This window comes from Halolamina sp. (assembly GCF_036626355.1).
Classification (GTDB): Archaea; Halobacteriota; Halobacteria; order Halobacteriales; family Haloferacaceae; genus Halolamina.
In genome coordinates, this window is the sequence record NZ_JAZKRY010000004.1 from 22,109 (window position 1) to 39,990 (window position 17,882).

Sequence of the window (17,882 nt, forward strand, 5' to 3'; positions counted from 1 at the left end):
CGACTCAGTCCGACCGGTAGGTAATTCCGTCCGGGTGGTAGCCCGTCTCGAACCGCTCGCTCTCCTCGAAGGAGTCGGCGTCGATGACCGACACGTCGTTGGTTTTGTTGTTCGCGACGAACGCCCGCTCACCCGAGGATTCGAAGACGGTCCCGCCGGGCCAGATGCCGACGGGGATGCGCTTGATCTCCCAGGGCTGGCGCTCACCGTCGCGGGTGAACTCAGTGTCGATGACGGAGACGTCGTCGGACTCCCGGTTCGGAACCAGCGCGTAGCGCCCCGCCGGGTCGAAGACGACTCGAATCGGCGTGGTCCCGAGAATCGCCGGGCCGATATCGTCGAACGAGTCCGGGTCGAGCACAGAGAGCCGGCCGTCGTCTTGATTGGCGACCAGAATTTCACCCGTGTCGGGGTCGACGGCGATGCCTTCGGGCCCCTCGCCCACGGGCGGGTCGGCGACGACGCGGCGCTCGTCTGCGTCGACAACCGTGACGGTGTCGCTCCCGATGTTGGCGATGTAGGCGGTCTTCTCGTCGGGCCCGAACGTCACCATGTGGGAATGCTGCTGGTGGGTCGGGAAGGTCGTCAGGAGCTCCTCAGTCTCGATATCGAAGACGAACAGCTGGCTGCTGTAGGTGGCGGCGAGCCAGAGTTCGCCCGCCGACTCCCGGACTGCCAGCCCGTGGGGGAAGTCGAACAGCTCGTGTTCGAAGCGGTCCCGGACCTCTCGACGCTCGTTGTCGAAAAAGAGCAGCGAGTCCCCGAGCGAGCAGGTGACGTAGGCGGTGTCGCCGTCGGGCGAGAGCGTCACCTCGTGCGGGTTAAAGTCGGTTTCGACCCTCGCCAGGCGCTCGCCGGTGTCGGCGTCGATGTAGTCGACGGTGTCTGCGTCCTTGTTGAGGACGATGAGTTCTCCCATACGAGGTGGATTTGTTGGTAGTTGTATGAATGGTTGGGGTAGAGATAGTTGGATGGTGTTTTTGGAACACGTTTGACTTCGGAACCTACGGTGGTAGAGGGGGTACCAACACCGGAGAACTTCCTGTCAGCTGGATCATTCGCTGGCTGGTCAGCTGCTGGTAACAGTGGGACGGAGATCACCAACACCGTGAAAGCCCCTGCCTTCTCCGGTCGGGGCGCTCGCTGCGCGTTTCAGTCACTCGCTTCGCTCGTTCCTTCCAGTGCTTCCGTCGCGCGCCTTCCCGGAGAAGGCAGCCCCTTTCAGTCCCGCCCGACCGCACAATCCTCGGACCTCCCCAGCCGACTCCCGCGGGCTTCGCCCACGGTCGTCCCTCGCACTGCGTCGCGCACAGAGGCGCTCGCGCTTCGCGCCACCGCTGCGCGGATCGGGTTGCAGCGCGCGCTCGTCAACTGCGAACGTGTTGGCAGGTGTAGGGCGCTATGCTGCGCCGGAATTCATGCCTGGTCAGTGTCTTTCCTGGTGTTGTTGAGCTTGGTGTTGTCCCTCGATCAGGAGGTCAATGAAGAACTTAGCGAGCAGTTTCACCGCAGTACTCCTACCGAACCTTCCCCCGCGCCTGCACCTCCCACAACTCCTCGACCCGACCGTCCCGCACACCGACAATCAGGTCGTGGAGATTGATCGTCGTACAGACGTGTGGGACGATGAACTCCAACCGGTCGCCGACCTCGAACGGGTCCTCGGCGTCGCTCGTGTCGATCCAGCCGTGCTCCTCGCTGGCGTTGACGTACTCGATATCGTCGCGGTTCTTCGGAACCGGCATCTCGGGCTTGTCCAGCGAGAACGTCTTGCTGCCGCCGTCGACGACCAGTCGGTCGTCCTCGGGCACCGAAATCACCGTCGTCACCACCGTTGCTGTGCAGTCCTCCTTGCTGACCTCCCAGGGCCGGAGGTAGAGTTCGCCCACGTCGTTGAACGGGTACATCCCCGGGTTGATCTCGGTCACCACCGGGTGCTCGGCGCTGTAGCGTGAGGTGGCGGTGCCCCCGACTTTTACCTCCTCGACTGGGACCCCCGCGGCTTCGATGGCGGCCGCCACCTCCGCTGCAAGCTCCATCGCGTCCCAGCAGTTCTCCTCGAACTCCTCCTCCGTCGAGGACATCGATTTAACGTGGGAGTCGTAGGCCAGAATCCCGTCGAACGCGAGGTTCTCGGCGCGCTGGACGTGGCGGGCCAACGCGACGGCGTTGTTCGGGTCGACGCCGGTGCGGTGTAGCCCCATGTCGATCTCCAGGATCGCGTGGAGCGTCCGGTCGTGCGTTTGGGCAGCCGCCTGCAGCATCTCGATCGTCGCTGCCGAGTCCACGGTCGTCGCCAGCGCGTCCAGCTTCCCGTCGAGCCAGCAGAGCCGGTCAAGCTTCCCCTCGCCGACCACCTGGTAGGAGAGGTAGATGTCGTCGATGCCGTTGCGGGCCATCGTCTCGACCTCGCCGAGGGTCTGACAGCAGATGCCGTGACCGCCGGTGAGCTCGACTTCGCGCGCGGCCAGCTCCGCGTTCTTGTGGGTTTTGACGTGCGAGCGCAGCGCCACGTCGTGTTCGTCGGCGACGGCGGCGTACTCCTCGATATTTCGCTCCATCGCGTCGATGTCCGCGAGTAGCGTGGGCGTCTCCAGCTCCCCGACCGGCTCGTAGAGCGACGGCCCCATCTCGTCTGTGGTCCAACTTGTCATTGGGTACTGTGGCGGCCGAGGAGCGCTTAAACGCCAGGGTCCCGGGGAACCCGCCCCGGCGCGGCGGGGCTCCGGTCGCCCGATTCCTGCCGGAGCGAACGTAACACGGATAATGCCGGCCCTGCAGAGTGGGGTATGGACCCACTCGTCACGTCGCTCACGGTGCCGCTCCGGTTCGTCGTCGGCTTGGTCGCCGCGGGTATCGCGACACTCGTGATGGATCTCGTCATGCCCCGGTTCACCGACGGCGAACTCCCACCGTACGTTGCCGCGGGCGTGCTTACGAGCAGACGCCCAACCGATGCGCCGAGCGGCGTCGCCGACGCGGTACACTACACTGCGGGGCTGCTGACCGGGCCGCTGTTCGTCTGGCTGACGCTGCTGTTCGAGGGACTGCTGAGCGGCGCCACTCTCGTCGCGACGGTGCTTGCCACGCTGTTGCTCTACGGCCTGATGGTTGGTTTCTTCCTGGTCGTCGTTCTGCCGCGCTCGCGCGTCGCCGACCTCCGCGTGCCGCGCATTCGCCGTGCCTGGAGTATCTCGGCGGCGGCGTACGTGCTCGTGCTCGTCCTGCTGGTCAGTGGGGCGACCACGGTGCTGTAGTCGGGGACGGTACTCTCGGAAACACCGGCAACCCGCGTGGCCGGTCCGAACTGTTAGGCAGCACGGCTGTGTGACTGTCCCACATGAGTCATTGGCTCGCGGAGACGTTGACGAGCGACGCCGGCCCGTCGCTCCACGAGGAACTGGTCGATATCGGCAACCGGCTCGCCGGCAGCGAGGGAGAGCGAGCGGGCGCGGAGGCGGTCCGGGACGCGCTGGACGCCGTCGGCGCCCGCAACGCCCGGTTGGAGGAGTACGACATCCAGGGCTGGACGCGTGGCACATGCGAGGTTACTGCCGGCGACGAGTCCTTCGGCGGCTTCGCGCTCCCGCGCGGGCCCGACAGTGAGGTGACCGCGGAGCTGGTCGACCTCGGCTACGGGCTCCCCGCGGATTTCGAGGACGCCGATATTGACGGGAAGGTGGTCGTCGTCGACACCGACGTTCCTGACTACCACGACCGGTTCATCCACCGGCGCGAGAAGTACTACTACGCCGTCGAAGGCGGTGCCGAGGCGTTCCTCTTCCGGAACCACGTTCCCGGCCAGCTCCCGCCGACGGGGAGCGTCGGCTCCGAAGCGGCACCCATCGGCGACATCCCCGCCGTCGGCGTGAGCAAGGAGGACGGTGCTCGGCTCTCTCGACTGTTCGAAGGCGACGAGGTGACCGTTCGAGTGGACTGTGACATCCACGACGCGACCAGTCAGAACGTCCACGCGGCGCTCGGCCCCGACACGGAGGAGGCGGTGCTCGTCACCAGCCACGTCGACAGCCACGACATCGCCGAGGGTGCGTTGGACAACGGCGCCGGAACCGCCGTGCTGGTCCAGACCGCCGTCGCGCTCGCAGCCCGCGAGGACGAACTGGAAACGGCGGTCCGCTTCGTCGCGTTCGGCAGCGAGGAAGTGGGGCTCGTCGGCTCGACGCAGCTTGCAAAGACCATCGATCTCGACTCGGTAAAGGCCGTACTCAACAACGACGGCTCGGGCCGTGAGCGTGACCTGCGGATGGTGACCAACCGCTTCGACGAACTCGGCGCCGCGGCCGACCGGACGAGCGAGCGCCTCGACGCACCGGTGGATACGGTGCCGCGGCTGAGCGCCCACAGCGACCACTGGCCGTTCGTCCAGCGCGGTGTCCCGGGGGTGCAGCTTCGGAGCATCACCGGCAACGACGGCCGTGGCTGGGGGCACACCGAAGCCGACACGTACGACAAGGTCGACACACGGGATATCCGGAGCCACGCGATGCTGGTCGCAGATATGGCGGTCGACCTTGCTCGCGAGGAGATTGCCGTCGAACAGCAACCACCCGAAGAGATCGCGCGGGCGCTCGAAGACGAGAACAAGGCGGAAGGAATGAAGATCATCGGCGACTGGCCGTTCTGAACGGCCGCCGCCGTCGTCCTGTGGGTGCTGCTGAGGTGAGGCAGGCGACCTACCGGAGCATCCGCGAACACGAGCCACACAGGTTCTCCTCTTTGACGTCCACTTCGCGGACAGTCGGCGAGAACGACATCACGCATTTGCTGTTGTCGCAGTGTTCCAGCCCGAAGTTGTGACCCATCTCGTGGACCACTTCCTTCCGGATACGGTCGGCGAACACCTCCGAGGTTGGTTTGGTGGAGATGCCGCCGTCCGAGGACGTGTTGAGCCGGTGCGTGGAGATGACCGACCCCTTCCCGTTGAGATAGGCGAGCCCGAACACGTAGTTGCGCTGGCGGTAGTAGAGGTCCTCCGTCGTGATGGCGATGTTCTTGTCGCCCTCCCCCGTCTGGCTTGCGACTTCGATGAACTGCTCGGCGCGGTACTGGTCGCGCCCGCGGTCGAGCGCGCCGGCCGGAATCGGCTGTTCGTCCTTGACGCCGACTTCGCAGTCGTACACGGAACGTAGCGCCTCCGACGCCTCACGCTTTGCCTGGCTCGGGACCCCTCCCACAGGAACGATGTCGACGAGCATACCAACTTCTACACCCAGAGAAGACATAAACCCTCGCCCATGACCCGACCGACCGACCGTCTCCTCGTCAGACGATTGTCCGATTCCGACAGCCTGCTCGAGGTCGGTATCGGCGACCGTCCCGGCGTCGCCGCCGGACTCGTTCGAGCGGGTGCGGACGTACGCACAACGGACGTTCACCCGGTCGAGATCCCCGAGGGCGTCCGGTTCCGCCTCGAGGACGTAACCGCTGTCGACACCATCGAACCGTTCCACCAGGTGGAGACGGTGTACGCGCTCAACTGCCCGCCGGAGCTCCACCAGCCGATTCGGGAGCTTGCCGAACGGGTTGACGCGACGTTCTGTTTCACGACGCTCGGCCTCGATCAGCCCGAAATCCCGGTCGACCGGGAGACGCTCCTGGCCGAGCACGACCCCACCGCCGGAACGGTTCGGGTCACGCTCTACGTTGCGAAGCTGGATGCGCCGACAGGCCGCGGGCCCCCGTAGGGCTCACTGATACTGCCGGACAGAAGTCAGTACAGACTCGCTCACCAGTCTCTGGCTCTCACACGAGCTGACGGCCGACTCACGGCGAGCGATGGTTGTATCGTTCTGTCCGGCAGTATGAGTCGGAAACGCCTTCCCGGACCGGTGCCCAGGCCGCACCATGCAGGCAGACGCTGTCGTACTCGACGTGGATGGAGTGCTGGTCGACGTGGCCGACTCCTACCGCCGGGCGATTCTCGAAACCGTCAAGCGGCGTCACGGGACAACCATCGAGCGCGCGACGATCCAGCGGTTCAAGGATGCGGGCGGGTTCAACAACGACTGGGAGCTCACCGACGCGGCAGTGCTGTTCGTCCTCGCCCAGCAGGCGGGCTACGACGGCGACGTCGACGAACGTCGCTCGGCTGCCAGTCGGACGCAGTCCAACCTCGCCGCCGAGTTCACTGACGCCATCGCCGCCCACGAGGAGCGCGGGCTCGCCGCGGCCCGCGCCGTCGTCGCCGAGGCCGCCGCCGAGCAGGGATTCGACGCCGACGAGGTCGAGGCGGCGTGGAACCCGGAGGGCGTCCGGGAGACGTTCCAGGCGCTCTATCTCGGCGCGGAGCTCTACCGGGAGATCGAGGGCGCGGAGCCTCCTTTCGAGGCGCCGGGGTACATCCACGACGAACCGGTCATCGTGGAACCTGACACCATCGAGACGCTCCAGTCCCGAGACGACGTTGGGGTGCTCACCGGTCGCCCGGCGGCCGAGGCCGAAATCGCGCTCGAGCGGGCCGGGCTCTCAGTTCCCGAGGCGCACTGTTTCACGATGGACGACTGGGAGGAGGGCAAGCCTCACCCGAATGCGCTGACGACGCTCGCCGCGCGCTTCGACGCCGAGACGACGGTGTTCGTCGGCGACACGCTCGACGACGTTCGGACTGCAGTCAACGCCGCCGAGGCGGACCCGGACCGGACGTACCACGGTGTCGGCGTGCTCACCGGCGGACTCTCCGGTGAGTCTGGCCGCAGGAAGTACGAGGCAGCCGGCGCCGCGACGGTGATGGACTCGGTGAACGATCTGCCCGACCTGCTGGAGTAAGGGGTCATCAGGCTTTCCGCTCACACAACGCTTACCATCGAACCGACCCGAGCTACAGCTATGGATATCGCGTTACTTGGCGGCACTGGCGACATCGGCGAGGGGTTGGCACTGCGTTTCGCCTACCATACGAACCACGAGGTGCTCATCGGCTCCCGCGACCCCGAGCGCGCCGAGGGGAAAGCAAGGGAGTACGAGACGGAACTGGACTCACGCGGCGTCGACACGATGATCGAGGGCGGGTCGAACGAGGCCGTGGCTGCGGCCGCCGACGTGGTTGTACTGGCAGTGCCGCCATACTACGTGGCCGACACCATCGAGACCGTCGCCGCCGCGCTCGACGAGGGCGACATTCTCGTCTCGCCCGCCACGGGAATGGACCGCGACGATGCCGGTTTCCACTACCACCCGCCACCTGCCGGGAGCGTCACCCGCCACGCGGCCAACGCCGCGCCGGAGGGGATTCCACTTGTCGGCGCGTACCACAACCTCGCTGCGGGGCGACTCGCGAACCTCGACGCCGACCTGGGCATCGACACGTTCGTCCTCGGCGACGACGAGGACGCGAAAGACGTCGTCACCTGGCTCACCGAGGATATCGAGGGGCTGCGCGTGCTCGACGCCGGCTCCATCGCCAACGCCGCCGAGGTGGAGTCGCTGACGCCGCTGCTGATCAACGTTGCGGCGAACAACGAGGGGCTGCACGAACTCGGCCTCGAGCTGAAGTAGGGATCTCCGGCCCGTCCGGGGGACGGCGAAAACCCAGAAACGCCACCGTCCACAGGAACCGGAGTCAGCCTATTGCTGGTTTCGTCGGAGAAGCCGGTCGAGCCACTCGGACATCGAGGGTCCCCGCCGACCCATTCATAGTGAGTACTGCGAGTCTGTCCCGCCGTGACCATCCGTGTCGGTGATGGGAGCCCCTGAACCGGCGTCTTTCGACACCGTCGACGAACCTATTCGCCGTAATCACTATCAGAACCGGGATTCGAGTTCGGAGCGCAGCGCCTCGGGCTCCATCCCCTTCATCGAGAACAGCACGAGCAGGTGATAGAGGAAATCCGCGCTCTCGTGGGCCAGCTCCGACCGGTCGTCGTCCTTGGCGGCGAGCAGGATCTCGGTTGCTTCCTCGCCCAGCTTCTCCAGGACGGCGTTCTCGCCCTTCTCGTGGGTGAACAGCGAGGCAGTGTAGCTGTCCTCGGGTAGTTCGCGCTTCCGGGCCTCGATGGTCTCGAACAGCTCCTCGATGACGGCTTCAGCGTCCCGTTCCGTCCCCGTCTCCGGCTCGTCGGCTCCGGTTTCGCTCACTGTAGAGCCTCCACGGTGTCGAAGAAGGCCAGGTCGTGGATTCGGGAGTCCGAGGTGAGTTCGGGGTGGAACGAGGTGCCCACGACGGGGCCCTGTTTGACGGCCACCGGGTCGCCCTCCCATGTGGCGAGTACCTCGACGTCCTCGCCCACCTCGTCGATGAGCGGGGCGCGGATGAAGACGGCCGGGAATGGCTCGTCGAGCCCCTTCACGTCCAGGGGTGCCTCGAAGGAGTCCTTCTGCCGACCGAACGCGTTGCGGTCGACGGTCACGTCGATGAGGTCGAGGTTCTGGACGCGCTCGTCTTTCGCGTCTTCGGCGGCGACGATGAGCCCCGCACACGTCGCCAGCACGGGCTTGCCGGCGTCGACGTGGGCCTGAATCTCCGGGGCGATCCCCTCGGACTGGAGCAGCCGGGAGATGGCCGTCGACTCGCCGCCGGGCATGAGGAGCACGTCACACTCCGGGACGATGCCGGATTGGCGGATTTCTACCACGTCGGCCGTCTCGCCGTGGGCCGCCGCGGCGCGCTCGATGGCGGCGGCGTGTTCGCTCACGTCGCCCTGGACCGCGATGACGCCTGCTTGCATAGCTGGTAATGGGTGCGGGACGCGCAAAAAAGGTCCGTTTGGTAGCGCTTCAGAGCTCTGGACGGGTGAGCGACGATCCCGGTAGTTAGTGTGTGTAACCGGCCTGTTCACGATTCGTAGCTGAAGCTGGTCGCGAAGCCGGCTTCGGCGAGGGCTGCTTCGATGCGCTCGTCCGCGGCGGAGCCGTCGAGATAGAGCGCCCGCCGGTCGCGGCTCTCAGCGAGCGTCTCGGCATCGAGTCCGGTCGCCTCCACCACGTCCCCGACTGACTCGTCCTCGACGACCCGGCTGAGCGCGGATCGGATTTCTCGGAACCTGTCCGGGTCGACGACAAGACGCCCGGTTTCGTCGTCGACTGTGAACCCGGGCGGCGATTGGCCGTCCCAGGGACCGAAGTTCGTCCGCTCGACGTCGAGCACGTCGATGCGCGTGTAGTACGGCCCGCCGAGCCGGCCGACAGAGTCGGCCTTCTCCATGTCGACGACGCCGTCGGTCGTTAGCCGCTCGTCGACGGAGATGTGCTCGACGGCACCGAAGACGACCAGGTTGTCGTGGATCTCCTTCGTGTCGTAGAGCGTGCATTCGAGACAGGCAGCGGCAGCAGCCACGCGGGGGGCATCGACGGTCTTCGCCTCTGCGCGCTCGAGACCGACGAAATCGAACTCGCTCACGTCGTCGAGCGGGGCGCTCGTCGCGTCCATCTGGCTCGCGAGATCTTCGGTGACGAGGTTGACGACGAACTCGCCCGTTTCGACGGCCATCCGGCCGGCGTCCTTCGGCTCACCGTCGTCGGTGCTCCCGGAGAACATAACCACGGGTGGCGAGGTACTGACGACGTTGAAGTAGCTGTAGGGCGCGAGGTTGTCCCGTTCGTCGTCCCGCGTGCTGATCCACCCGATGGGGCGTGGGGAGACGAGCGTCGTGATGATGCGGTGCATCGAGTCCTCGTACGCCGACGGGTCCAGTTCCATGGTCACCCGGTTGGCGTAGACAGGGAAAACGACGTGTCAAGCGGAAATCCTGGGAAACTGATACCCGCGAAATCAGACAGGGACCGTGCCATCACTGGACGGTACCGACTTTCCCACGACGCCCGACCGGCGCTGGCGAGCCGTTTAGACTACATTCAGGAGGATAACCAGCACACCGAACAGCATTCCGAACGCGACCACGCTCTTGGGGTCCATCCGGATCGCGTTGCGGTCCTCGGCGTCGAAGTAGCGAACCAGCCCCGCACTGGACATCAGTCCGCCGCTATCGCTGCTCATAGTCCATCTGAGTTCGTAACGGGTCTAAATCTTCCGGTCGGCGCAGCGGTTGGTCGCACCGTTCGCACCTGTGGGAAACCCTTATGCGCAGGGATAGCCAACTCCCGGGCACATATGAGCGTCCGACTCAAGGACTTCTACGCGGACTGGTGTGGCCCCTGTAAAACGCAGGACCCGATCCTCGACGAGCTGGCGGAGGAGTACGGCGACGTCCAGTTCGAGAAGATCGACGTCGACCAGGACCAGGAGACCGCGAACGAGTACTCGGTTCGCTCGCTGCCCACGCTGGTTATCGAGAACGAGGACGGCGTCGTCGAGCGATTCGTCGGGGTCACCCAGCGCGACCAGATCGAGAAGGCGCTGCAGCAGGCCGGCGCCTGATTTATCACGGACGGTACTCAGTTTTCGGAACGCACCGACCAGCGACGGCTTCGCCCCGCAAGGCAAGGGTTAAACGCTCGCCGGCGAAACCTTCGACCATGGCCAAGTTCGACAAGGCAGCCGAACGCATTCTGGACAAGCAGATCTGCATGCGCTGTAACGCACGCAACCCCATGCGCGCGGACGAATGCCGCAAATGCGGCTACGGGAACCTCCGTCCGAAGGCGAAGGAGCCCCGCTCGGTCTGAACTCCGGCGGTTCGGCAGCTTTTTCGATTCGCTGTCCGGGGAACGTTGCCGATGTCCCCGCATCTACAGCGCGCTCACTCCTGGGGGTATTTCGCCTCCCGCCGCTTCGCCCGCCGGAGCGCACGCTCGATGACGTCCCGGACGCTCTCGTTCTCGGTGGGCTGGAACGGGTCGCCGTGGCCCGCGTAGAGCCCGCCGACTGACTCCGGCAGCCGGTCGAGGAGCGCCTCCAGGCTCTCGATGAGCCGTTCGCGTGACTGCCCTGGGGAGTCGGTCCGCCCGAAGCTCCCGTCGTCGAACGCGCCGTCGTTGTACACCACCACGTCGCCACTGAACAGCGCCGTCTCGGAGCGGAACGAGACGTGGTCGGAGGCGTGGCCCGGCGTGTAGACCACCTCGTACGCGGCGTCGCCGATGGCAACGGTGTCGCCGTCCGCCAGTTCATGGGTCCGGCGAGGGTGTTCGGCGTAGGCGTAGCAGTCGGGATCGAACGCGTCGAGCACGGCGTCGAGTTCGGCGACGTGGTCGCCGTGTTGATGGGTGAGCACCACGCGGTCGATATCGTCGACGTGTCTGTGGATCACGTCGACGACGCCCGACATCGCGCCGGCGTCAACCAGCGTCGGCGTCTCGCCGTCGACCAGATACGCGTTACAGGTGAACCCCTCGGCGTCGGCAGTGACGTTGACCGGTTCCATACCCGGCATTTCATTGGGGGCGGTAAAAACCTCGGTGGGAGCGCCAGCCCTGGCGAGCGCTGGGAGTGTCACGCACCCCAGAGCTATCGGTTCGGATCCGGCGCGACGAGTTCGATCGGATGGGTTGACGGTCGGTCGAGCAGGTCCTCGAGCTGATCGAGACAGGAGGTGCCGCTGGCGACGACCTTTCGCTGTGCGCTGCTCGGGGCGGTGGTCTCCTGTTCCACGCTGTCCAGCTCCCGTACTTCCTCGACCAGTGAGTCTCCGACGGCGGTGCTGAGGTCGTAGTACTCGGACTTGTAGCCGAAGCTTCCCGCCATCCCGCAGCACTCCGCGTCCGTCGTCGCCACGTCGTAACCCAGCCGCTCGAGCACCGTCTCGGTGTACACCTCCAGCCCGAGCGTACGCTGCTGACAGTGGCTGTGGTAGGTGACCCCGGTGGCGCCGTACTGGAGCGCGCTCAGCTCCGCGCCGTTCTCCAGCAGGCCGTAGAGGTACTCCATCACATCGTAGCTGTGCTCCGCGATGCGTTCGGCGCGGTCAGCGTCGAGCAGTTTCTCGTAGTCGCCGCGGAACATCGCCGCGTCCGAGGGCTCGACGACGACGATGTCCCACCCATCCTCGATGTGCGGTTCCAGCGCGTCGGCGGCGTCGCGGGCACGTGCCTCGGCGGTCGTCACCATCCCCTGGGAGAGCGGCGCGCGGCCGCTCTCAGTCACGCCCGCCAGCCGAACGTCCACGCCGAGGGCCTCCAGCGTCCTGACCGCGGCCTTGCCGCGCTCCACGTCGATGTAGTTGGTGTAGGTGTCGGGGAACAGGACGGCGTCGCGGGCCGGCGCGGACTCGGGAACGTACGTCTCGACGGTCGGCGTCCGCTGCTCGAACCAGTCCCGGAAGGTTTCGCGCTGGAACGTCGGGAGCTCCCGGTCCGAGTGGATGCCGAGCCAGCGGTCCATCGCCGCCCGAACGGGCCGGCTATCGGCCAGCCAGTTCGAGACGGGCGCCGTTGCGCTGCCCAGTTTCGCCAGCGTCCCGATGTTGCCGAAGACGCGCTTGCTGGGGTCCATCCCCGGGGACTCCTCGTCGGGAACGAGGCCGTCGACCAGCGTGTCGATGCCGTCGGGCTCGGCGCTGCGGTTGATGCGGTCCCGGACCACCGTGTTGATCCACGGGATGTCGATCTTCACCGGACAGGCGTTCACACACCGCGAGCAGCCCGTACAGAGGTCGTTGAACTCGACTGACTCCGGCGAAATGGAACCGGGGTCGGTCGAAGCCGACGCTCCGCCTTCGATGCCGGCTTCCCAGCCCGTGGCGATGCCGCCGGTGTAGATCTCGCAGCACAACGAATCAAAAAAAAAAAACTGGAAGTTCGCACAGGAGTTGCTGCAGGCGCCACACCGGATGCAGTAGAGCGTCTCCCGCAGGTCCTCGTCCTCCCGCATCTCCATCCGGCCGTTGTCGATGAGCACCAGGTGGAAGTCGCGCTCGCCGTCCTGTTCCGAGAGCGGCACGTCGCTGTCCTCCTGGAAATCCACAGTGGGGGAGTCCGTTGGCGGCGAGAACAGCGAGACGTACTGGGCGATATCCTGCCCGGTCGCGCTCTTGGCGATGAGGTCGACCATCGGGGCGAGTTCCCGGAGCGACGGGATCAGTTTCTCCACGCCGGCGACGGCGACGTGCGTGTCGGGTGTGACTGCGGATTTCCGTGCGTTGCCCTCGTTCGTCACGAGCGCGATGGTGCCGCTCTCGGCGGCGATGAAGTTCGCGCCAGTCATCCCCACGTCGGCCTCGCGGATATGCTCGCCGAGGTAGTCCCGGGCGAACTGGGTCAGTTCCTCGGCGGTTTCCAGGGGCTCCTCGGGCTCGAACTGTTCGTTGAACAGGGCCGCAATCTCCTCGCGGGACTTGTGAATGCCCGGCCCGACGAGGTGGGAGGGGGCCTCGCCGGCGACCTGAATCACGAACTCTCCGAGGTCCGTCTCGTAGACATCGACGCCGTGCTCCGCGAGAGACTCGTTGACCTCGATCTCCTCCGTCGTCATGGATTTGGACTTCACGAGGGTCTCGGCGTTCTCATCCTCACAGACCCCCTCGATGTAGGCGTTCGCGTCAGCGGCGTCGTCGGCGAGGTAGACGTGTCCGCCGTTCGCCTCGACGGCGTCGGTGACCGTCTCGACCAGTTCGGGGATGCGCTCGATAGCGTCCTCTTTGATAAGTCGGGCTTCGTCGCGGAGGTCTTCGTACTCCTCGAACCCGTCCAGTGCCTCGTATCGGCTCTCGTTGAACGTCGTCGTGTTCTCGCGAACCGACTCGCCTTCGGTCTCGAGCAGGTGCCGGATGTGCTCGGCCTTCTCCCGTCGCGTGCTCATCGGTCCGTGAGAACGACGACGTGCACTTCCGTCGGCCCGTGGACGCCCTCGATGGTTTCGCCCATGTCGGCCGTTGCGCTCGCGCCCGTCGCGAGCACCGTGCTGTCCGTGCCGGCGGCGAGTGTCTCGCCGAGGCGGGGGATCGCCGCCGACACGTCCTGTCGGAGGTCACTCATCCGGAGGACGGCAACGTGGCGGGCTGGGTAGAGACTCACTAACTCGTCACCGTCGGGGCGGGACTCGACGAGCACGGTGCCGTGCTCGGCAATCGCACCGCCGACGGGTGTCACCCCGGTGGTCGCCGCCTGGAGCTGGTCGGGCGTCGGGTCAACCTGCACGTCGGTCGCGTCGAGCGAGACACCGTCGTACGGCAGTGGCGTGCCAACGGCTGGAAGGTCGATTACTCCGGCGAGCGCGTCGGCGAACTCCCCGCTGGTCGTTCGCGTCCGGCCGACGGAAAGCGACGCGAGTGACTCCTCGAACGTCGCGAGCGCTGAAGCCATAGACGTATCTGGAGCGTTCTACTCATAAAAGCTGGCTCGAGGGTACCGATAGCATGTGATTCTGCCCCAGGGTTTAAGCCAAGCCAGGGAATACAGTTGAATGTAATGGGCTTCGGGAGCTACGATGAATCCGAGCAGGAGAATCAGCAGCTCGATATGAACGACGGCGACGACGCAGTCGACGCCGACGGCGGGGCCCACGACGGTTCCGTCGAATTCGATAACGGAGCCAGTAACGACGAGCTACTGGATCGGCTTCAAGACATCAAGGACCATTAAGTCCGGAAGTCGCGCGCTCGGCATCGCTTTTTCGGATAGCCGGTCGACGAGCCTCTGTGCTGGGGCGGTTGTCCGTGCCGACCGGGTCGTCGACGGGTTCGCCTTCGCTGACTGTACCGTCGGCGGCGCGGACGCGACGGACGCGGTCTGGCGACTCGTCGCCCACCTCGACCGGCCTGACGTCTCAGCCCTGCTGCTTTCGGGCGTCGCGCCCGCCTGGTTCAACCTGCTCGATCTCTCTCGAATCCACGAGGAGACTGGGCTCCCGGTGCTGTCGGTCTCCTTCGAACAAAGCGAGGGGCTCGCCTCTGCCATCCGGGAGCAGTTCGACGGCGAGGCACGCCAGTGGCGGCTCGAACGGTACCAATCGCTCCCCCCACGCGACGCCCTGTCGGTGAACGACCAACAGCTATTCGTCCGCGCGATCGGGGCCGAGACGGACAACTTGGCGTCGAGCGACGAGGATGCCGACGGCGCTCCGTCGCGGCTCGCACCCGACACAGAAGCTGCTCGCATCGTCCGGAGCCACACGCCGGAAGGCGGCCGACCCGAACCGCTCCGGGTAGCTCGACTCGCGGCCCGGGCGGGCCGGGAGTTCGCGCTGAACGACGACGTGTAGAGCGACGCCGATAAGCCATGGCGTGCCGAACTGTCCACTAATGTCCGAGGACGCTCGTGAGTCGGCCGTCGGCTCGATGGCGGCGGCGCTGTCGGTGCGGCGCAACGCGGCCATCGGCGTCGCCGTCGGCCTCCTGTTCGGGGCGGTCGCGTATCTCTTCCGCGTGCTCGAACTCGCCGGCCCGTTCGGCGGAACCCGGCAGTTCCCGGTGCTCGGGGAGTCGGGCTGGTTTCTGGTGCTTTCGTTCGTGCTCGCGAGTTCGACGGCGCTACTGGTCACGTCGCTGCTGACAGTCGTGTCGCTTGCGCGACTCCTGAAAAACACCGAACCGATCGAGTAGCTACTCCTCGAACTCCTGTGGGTCGCCGGCGAGCTCGGAGAGCCGCTCGGCTCCCGCGCGGGTGCCTTTCGCGATGAGCACGTCGCCGGCCTGAAGTGCCGTCCCCGCACCGGGAGAGACCACCCATTCGGTCTCCTCGCCGGGTCGGCGGACCGCGATGACGCGCATCCCCGTTTCGGTCTTGAGCTGCAGGTCGCCGAGGGTCTGCCCCGTGATGTCGGCGTCCCCGGCGACGGTGAGCCGGACGATGACCTCGTCGCTCTCCTCCACGGCGGCGGCGACGACGGGGTGAGCGGTCAGCCCCCGAAGGACCCCTTCGCTGAGTTCCAGCGCGGCGTCACTGATAACCTCCGTCGCCGAGCCGAGATGGACGAGCCCGCGAAGACGCACCGGGTCGTCGACACGGCTTGCAGCCCGGAGCGTCCACGCCTCGAACCGGGATTTCAGCGCGTCCACTTCCGCTTCCAGCTCGGCGACCTCCTCGGCGACCCCCTGGCTGTTGAACAGCACCGAGCCGTAGGCCAGATCGACCGCCAGCTCGGACATGTTCTTCATCAGGATGATGGAGTCGACCGCGCGTTCGAGGTCCTCGATCGGCTGCTCGGGCGGTTCGGGAGGCTCGTAACGCTGGCCGGTCGCCGTCTCGTACACCTCGGCCAGCCCCTCGCTGAACCCTCGGAGGAGGAGCACGTCGTCCGCGTTGATTTCGGTCTCCTCGCCGGGGTGGGTGTTCCACGACTCCTTGCCCGTCGCGCTCGCCCGCCGGATGGCGATGACGCGAACGCCCGTCTCCGTCTCCATGTTGATCGCGCCGAGCGTGCGCCCGACGTACGACGAGTCGGGTCGCACTCGGGCGCGCAGCAGCGACTCAGCCGCGTCCGGGATGGCCGCCCGCATCGCCTCGGGGAGGCCGATATCCTCGAGGATGATCTTCGCGATATCGCCGGCTGCGTTGGCGATCTTCTCGGCAGCGCTGACGACGCCGAGCACCGGCGCCAGCGCCTCGGCGTCCTCGGGGCTACGCGCGGCCATCAGCAGGCTCATCCGGGCTTTCAGCTGGAGCACGTCCATCCGCTCTTCCAGTGCCAGCACCTCCTCGGCCACCTCGTCGCTCCCCGAGAGCACCGCCGAGTACGAGAGGTCGATCAGTAGCTCGGAGGTGTCTTTCATCTCGGACAGCAGCTCCTTGACGCTGACCGGTTCGTACGCCACGTCACCGGGATCCATACTGGCGGATTCAGTTGGGCGGGGGAAAAGGCTGTCCCGTGGCGTCCCGGCCAGAAAAGACGGAACGACAACGCTTTTTTCGTGACCGGCGGAAACGCTATGGCATGGCAGAGGATGTAAAAGAAGGGCTGGAGGGTGTCGTCGTCGCCGAATCCGAGCTTAGCTATATCGACGGCGATATCGGGAAGCTCGTCTACCGGGGCTATGCCATCGAGGAGCTCGCGGAGGACGCGACCTACGAGGAGGTGCTCTATCTGCTCTGGCACGGCTCGCTCCCGACGGCGGGAGAGCTCGACAACTTCACGGCCGCGATGGCCGAGGAGCGCGATATCGACGACTACGTGCTGGAGTCGCTCACCGAGCTCGCCGCCGTCGACGAGACGCCGATGGCGGCGCTTCGCACCGCGGTATCGATGCTCTCGGCCGGCGACGAGGAGCCCGGCGCCGACCCCCAGGATCAGGCCGCCGCCCTCAGGAAAGGCCGGCGAATCACCGCCAAGGTGCCGACGATTCTGGCGGCCTATCAGCGCCTACGCGACGGCGAGGAGCCACTCGAGCCACGTCCGGCGCTGAGCCACTCGGGGAACTTCCTCTACATGCTCACTGGCGAGGAGCCCGACGAGGTCGCCGAGGAGACCCTGGACATGGCGCTGACGCTCCACGCCGACCACGGGCTCAACGCCTCGACGTTCACGTCGATAGTTATCGCCTCCACGCTGTCGGATATGTACGCTGCCGTCACCGGCGGCGTCGGCGCGCTCTCGGGGCCGCTCCACGGCGGCGCCAACCAGGACGTGATGGAGACGCTCATCGAGGTCGACCGCTCGGAGAAGGACCCGGTCGAATGGGCCCAGGACGCGCTCGAGGAGGGCCGCAAGATTCCCGGCTTCGGCCACCGCGTCTACAACGTGAAGGACCCGCGGGCAGTGATTCTCGAGGAGAAATCCCGTGACCTCGGCGATGTGTCCGGCGAGGGGAAATGGTACGAATACGCCAACAAGATCGAGAACTATCTGATCGAGGAGGAGGGATTCGACGAGAAAGGGCTCGCGCCTAACGTCGACTTCTACTCCGGCACGGTCTACTACCAGCTGGGCATCCCCGTCGACATGTTCACCCCCATCTTCGCGATGAGCCGCGTCGGCGGCTGGGTGGCGCACGTGCTCGAACAGACAGAGGACAACCGCATCATGCGGCCGCGCGCGAAATATACCGGCGAGCAGGACGCCGAGTGGGTTCCCATCGACGAGCGGTAGGGGTGCC

Annotated in this window: 22 protein-coding genes; 11 read left to right on the plus strand and 11 right to left on the minus strand. The window is 66.1% G+C overall.

From position 1 onward, the window contains the following. Positions 1-4: 4 nt before the first annotated feature. Positions 5-919 carry a YncE family protein gene (locus V5A38_RS01175; protein ID WP_332323914.1) on the minus strand — a complete coding sequence of 305 codons (915 nt, stop codon included), beginning with the start codon at positions 917-919 and terminating at the stop codon, positions 5-7. Positions 920-1,517: 598 nt separating this feature from the next. Next, positions 1,518-2,654, minus strand: a complete 1,137-nt coding sequence (locus tag V5A38_RS01180; protein ID WP_332323915.1) for an alanine racemase — start codon at positions 2,652-2,654, stop codon at positions 1,518-1,520. Positions 2,655-2,789: 135 nt separating this feature from the next. On the opposite strand from V5A38_RS01180, the gene V5A38_RS01185 reads away from it, so the two are divergent. Beyond that, a complete protein-coding gene (locus V5A38_RS01185) occupies positions 2,790-3,257 on the plus strand; it encodes a hypothetical protein (RefSeq protein ID WP_332323916.1) in 468 nt (155 codons plus the stop codon). A gap of 83 nt (positions 3,258-3,340) precedes the next feature. Further along, positions 3,341-4,645 carry a M28 family peptidase gene (locus V5A38_RS01190; RefSeq protein WP_332323917.1) on the plus strand — a complete coding sequence of 435 codons (1,305 nt, stop codon included), beginning with the start codon at positions 3,341-3,343 and terminating at the stop codon, positions 4,643-4,645. A 49-nt stretch (positions 4,646-4,694) separates the two neighbouring features. On the opposite strand, the gene V5A38_RS01195 is transcribed toward V5A38_RS01190, so the two are convergent. Next, the gene (locus V5A38_RS01195; protein ID WP_332323918.1) at positions 4,695-5,216 is read right to left on the minus strand and encodes an archaemetzincin family Zn-dependent metalloprotease; all 522 of its coding nucleotides are present in this window, start codon (positions 5,214-5,216) and stop codon (positions 4,695-4,697) included. A gap of 39 nt (positions 5,217-5,255) precedes the next feature. Here V5A38_RS01195 and V5A38_RS01200 point away from each other — a divergent pair, with 39 nt between their 5' ends. From V5A38_RS01200 to npdG, 3 genes are all read left to right on the plus strand, one after another. Continuing rightward, the gene (locus V5A38_RS01200; RefSeq protein ID WP_332323919.1) at positions 5,256-5,705 is read left to right on the plus strand and encodes a UPF0146 family protein; all 450 of its coding nucleotides are present in this window, start codon (positions 5,256-5,258) and stop codon (positions 5,703-5,705) included. Positions 5,706-5,865: 160 nt separating this feature from the next. Further along, positions 5,866-6,786 carry a TIGR01548 family HAD-type hydrolase gene (locus tag V5A38_RS01205; RefSeq protein ID WP_332323920.1) on the plus strand — a complete coding sequence of 307 codons (921 nt, stop codon included), beginning with the start codon at positions 5,866-5,868 and terminating at the stop codon, positions 6,784-6,786. 60 nt (positions 6,787-6,846) lie between these two features. After that, positions 6,847-7,515 (plus strand): NADPH-dependent F420 reductase, encoded by a 669-nt coding sequence (npdG, locus tag V5A38_RS01210; protein ID WP_332323921.1) that lies wholly within the window; start codon positions 6,847-6,849, stop codon positions 7,513-7,515. A gap of 246 nt (positions 7,516-7,761) precedes the next feature. Here the strand turns inward: npdG and hisE are convergent, their stop codons facing one another. The 4 genes from hisE to V5A38_RS01230 form a co-directional block, all read right to left on the minus strand. After that, positions 7,762-8,094: a phosphoribosyl-ATP diphosphatase gene (hisE, locus tag V5A38_RS01215; RefSeq protein WP_332323922.1), complete on the minus strand. Its 333-nt coding sequence runs from the start codon at positions 8,092-8,094 to the stop codon at positions 7,762-7,764. Next, the gene (gene pdxT / locus V5A38_RS01220) at positions 8,091-8,684 is read right to left on the minus strand and encodes a pyridoxal 5'-phosphate synthase glutaminase subunit PdxT (RefSeq protein WP_332323923.1); all 594 of its coding nucleotides are present in this window, start codon (positions 8,682-8,684) and stop codon (positions 8,091-8,093) included. Before pdxT ends, hisE begins: the two co-directional genes overlap by 4 nt. A 107-nt stretch (positions 8,685-8,791) precedes the next feature. Next, positions 8,792-9,655, minus strand: coding sequence for a flavin reductase family protein (locus V5A38_RS01225; protein WP_332323924.1), 864 nt, complete (start codon positions 9,653-9,655; stop codon positions 8,792-8,794). A 144-nt stretch (positions 9,656-9,799) separates the two neighbouring features. Beyond that, positions 9,800-9,952 carry a preprotein translocase subunit Sec61beta gene (locus tag V5A38_RS01230; RefSeq protein ID WP_332323925.1) on the minus strand — a complete coding sequence of 51 codons (153 nt, stop codon included), beginning with the start codon at positions 9,950-9,952 and terminating at the stop codon, positions 9,800-9,802. A gap of 114 nt (positions 9,953-10,066) precedes the next feature. Here V5A38_RS01230 and trxA point away from each other — a divergent pair, with 114 nt between their 5' ends. Together trxA and V5A38_RS01240 are read left to right on the plus strand one after the other, a co-directional pair. After that, positions 10,067-10,333, plus strand: coding sequence for a thioredoxin (gene trxA / locus V5A38_RS01235; protein ID WP_332323926.1), 267 nt, complete (start codon positions 10,067-10,069; stop codon positions 10,331-10,333). Positions 10,334-10,431: 98 nt separating this feature from the next. Continuing rightward, positions 10,432-10,581 (plus strand): 50S ribosomal protein L40e, encoded by a 150-nt coding sequence (locus V5A38_RS01240; protein ID WP_332323927.1) that lies wholly within the window; start codon positions 10,432-10,434, stop codon positions 10,579-10,581. Positions 10,582-10,655: 74 nt separating this feature from the next. Here the strand turns inward: V5A38_RS01240 and V5A38_RS01245 are convergent, their stop codons facing one another. The 3 genes from V5A38_RS01245 to V5A38_RS01255 all read right to left on the minus strand — a co-directional run bounded on the left by V5A38_RS01245 (position 10,656) and on the right by V5A38_RS01255 (position 14,154). Continuing rightward, positions 10,656-11,279, minus strand: coding sequence for an MBL fold metallo-hydrolase (locus tag V5A38_RS01245; protein WP_332323928.1), 624 nt, complete (start codon positions 11,277-11,279; stop codon positions 10,656-10,658). 83 nt (positions 11,280-11,362) lie between these two features. Next, positions 11,363-13,651, minus strand: a complete 2,289-nt coding sequence (locus V5A38_RS01250; protein WP_332323929.1) for an LUD domain-containing protein — start codon at positions 13,649-13,651, stop codon at positions 11,363-11,365. Continuing rightward, positions 13,648-14,154, minus strand: a complete 507-nt coding sequence (locus V5A38_RS01255; RefSeq protein ID WP_332323930.1) for an LUD domain-containing protein — start codon at positions 14,152-14,154, stop codon at positions 13,648-13,650. The genes V5A38_RS01250 and V5A38_RS01255 overlap by 4 nt, the downstream gene beginning before the upstream one ends. Positions 14,155-14,259: 105 nt before the next feature. Between V5A38_RS01255 and V5A38_RS01260 the strand changes: the two genes are divergently transcribed. The 3 genes from V5A38_RS01260 to V5A38_RS01270 are packed head-to-tail and all read left to right on the plus strand — an operon-like array spanning position 14,260 to position 15,392. Beyond that, positions 14,260-14,433 (plus strand): DUF5786 family protein, encoded by a 174-nt coding sequence (locus tag V5A38_RS01260; RefSeq protein WP_332323931.1) that lies wholly within the window; start codon positions 14,260-14,262, stop codon positions 14,431-14,433. Continuing rightward, on the plus strand, positions 14,429-15,052 hold the full coding sequence (locus V5A38_RS01265) for a DUF99 family protein (protein WP_332323954.1): 624 nt from the start codon (positions 14,429-14,431) through the stop codon (positions 15,050-15,052). Before V5A38_RS01260 ends, V5A38_RS01265 begins: the two co-directional genes overlap by 5 nt. 40 nt (positions 15,053-15,092) lie before the next feature. Beyond that, positions 15,093-15,392, plus strand: coding sequence for a hypothetical protein (locus V5A38_RS01270; RefSeq protein ID WP_332323932.1), 300 nt, complete (start codon positions 15,093-15,095; stop codon positions 15,390-15,392). On the opposite strand, the gene V5A38_RS01275 is transcribed toward V5A38_RS01270, so the two are convergent. Beyond that, a complete protein-coding gene (locus V5A38_RS01275) occupies positions 15,393-16,619 on the minus strand; it encodes a TrkA C-terminal domain-containing protein (protein ID WP_332323933.1) in 1,227 nt (408 codons plus the stop codon). Between the two features lie 104 nt (positions 16,620-16,723). Between V5A38_RS01275 and citZ the strand changes: the two genes are divergently transcribed. Next, positions 16,724-17,875: a citrate synthase gene (citZ, locus tag V5A38_RS01280; protein WP_332323934.1), complete on the plus strand. Its 1,152-nt coding sequence runs from the start codon at positions 16,724-16,726 to the stop codon at positions 17,873-17,875. Positions 17,876-17,882 lie beyond the last annotated feature (7 nt).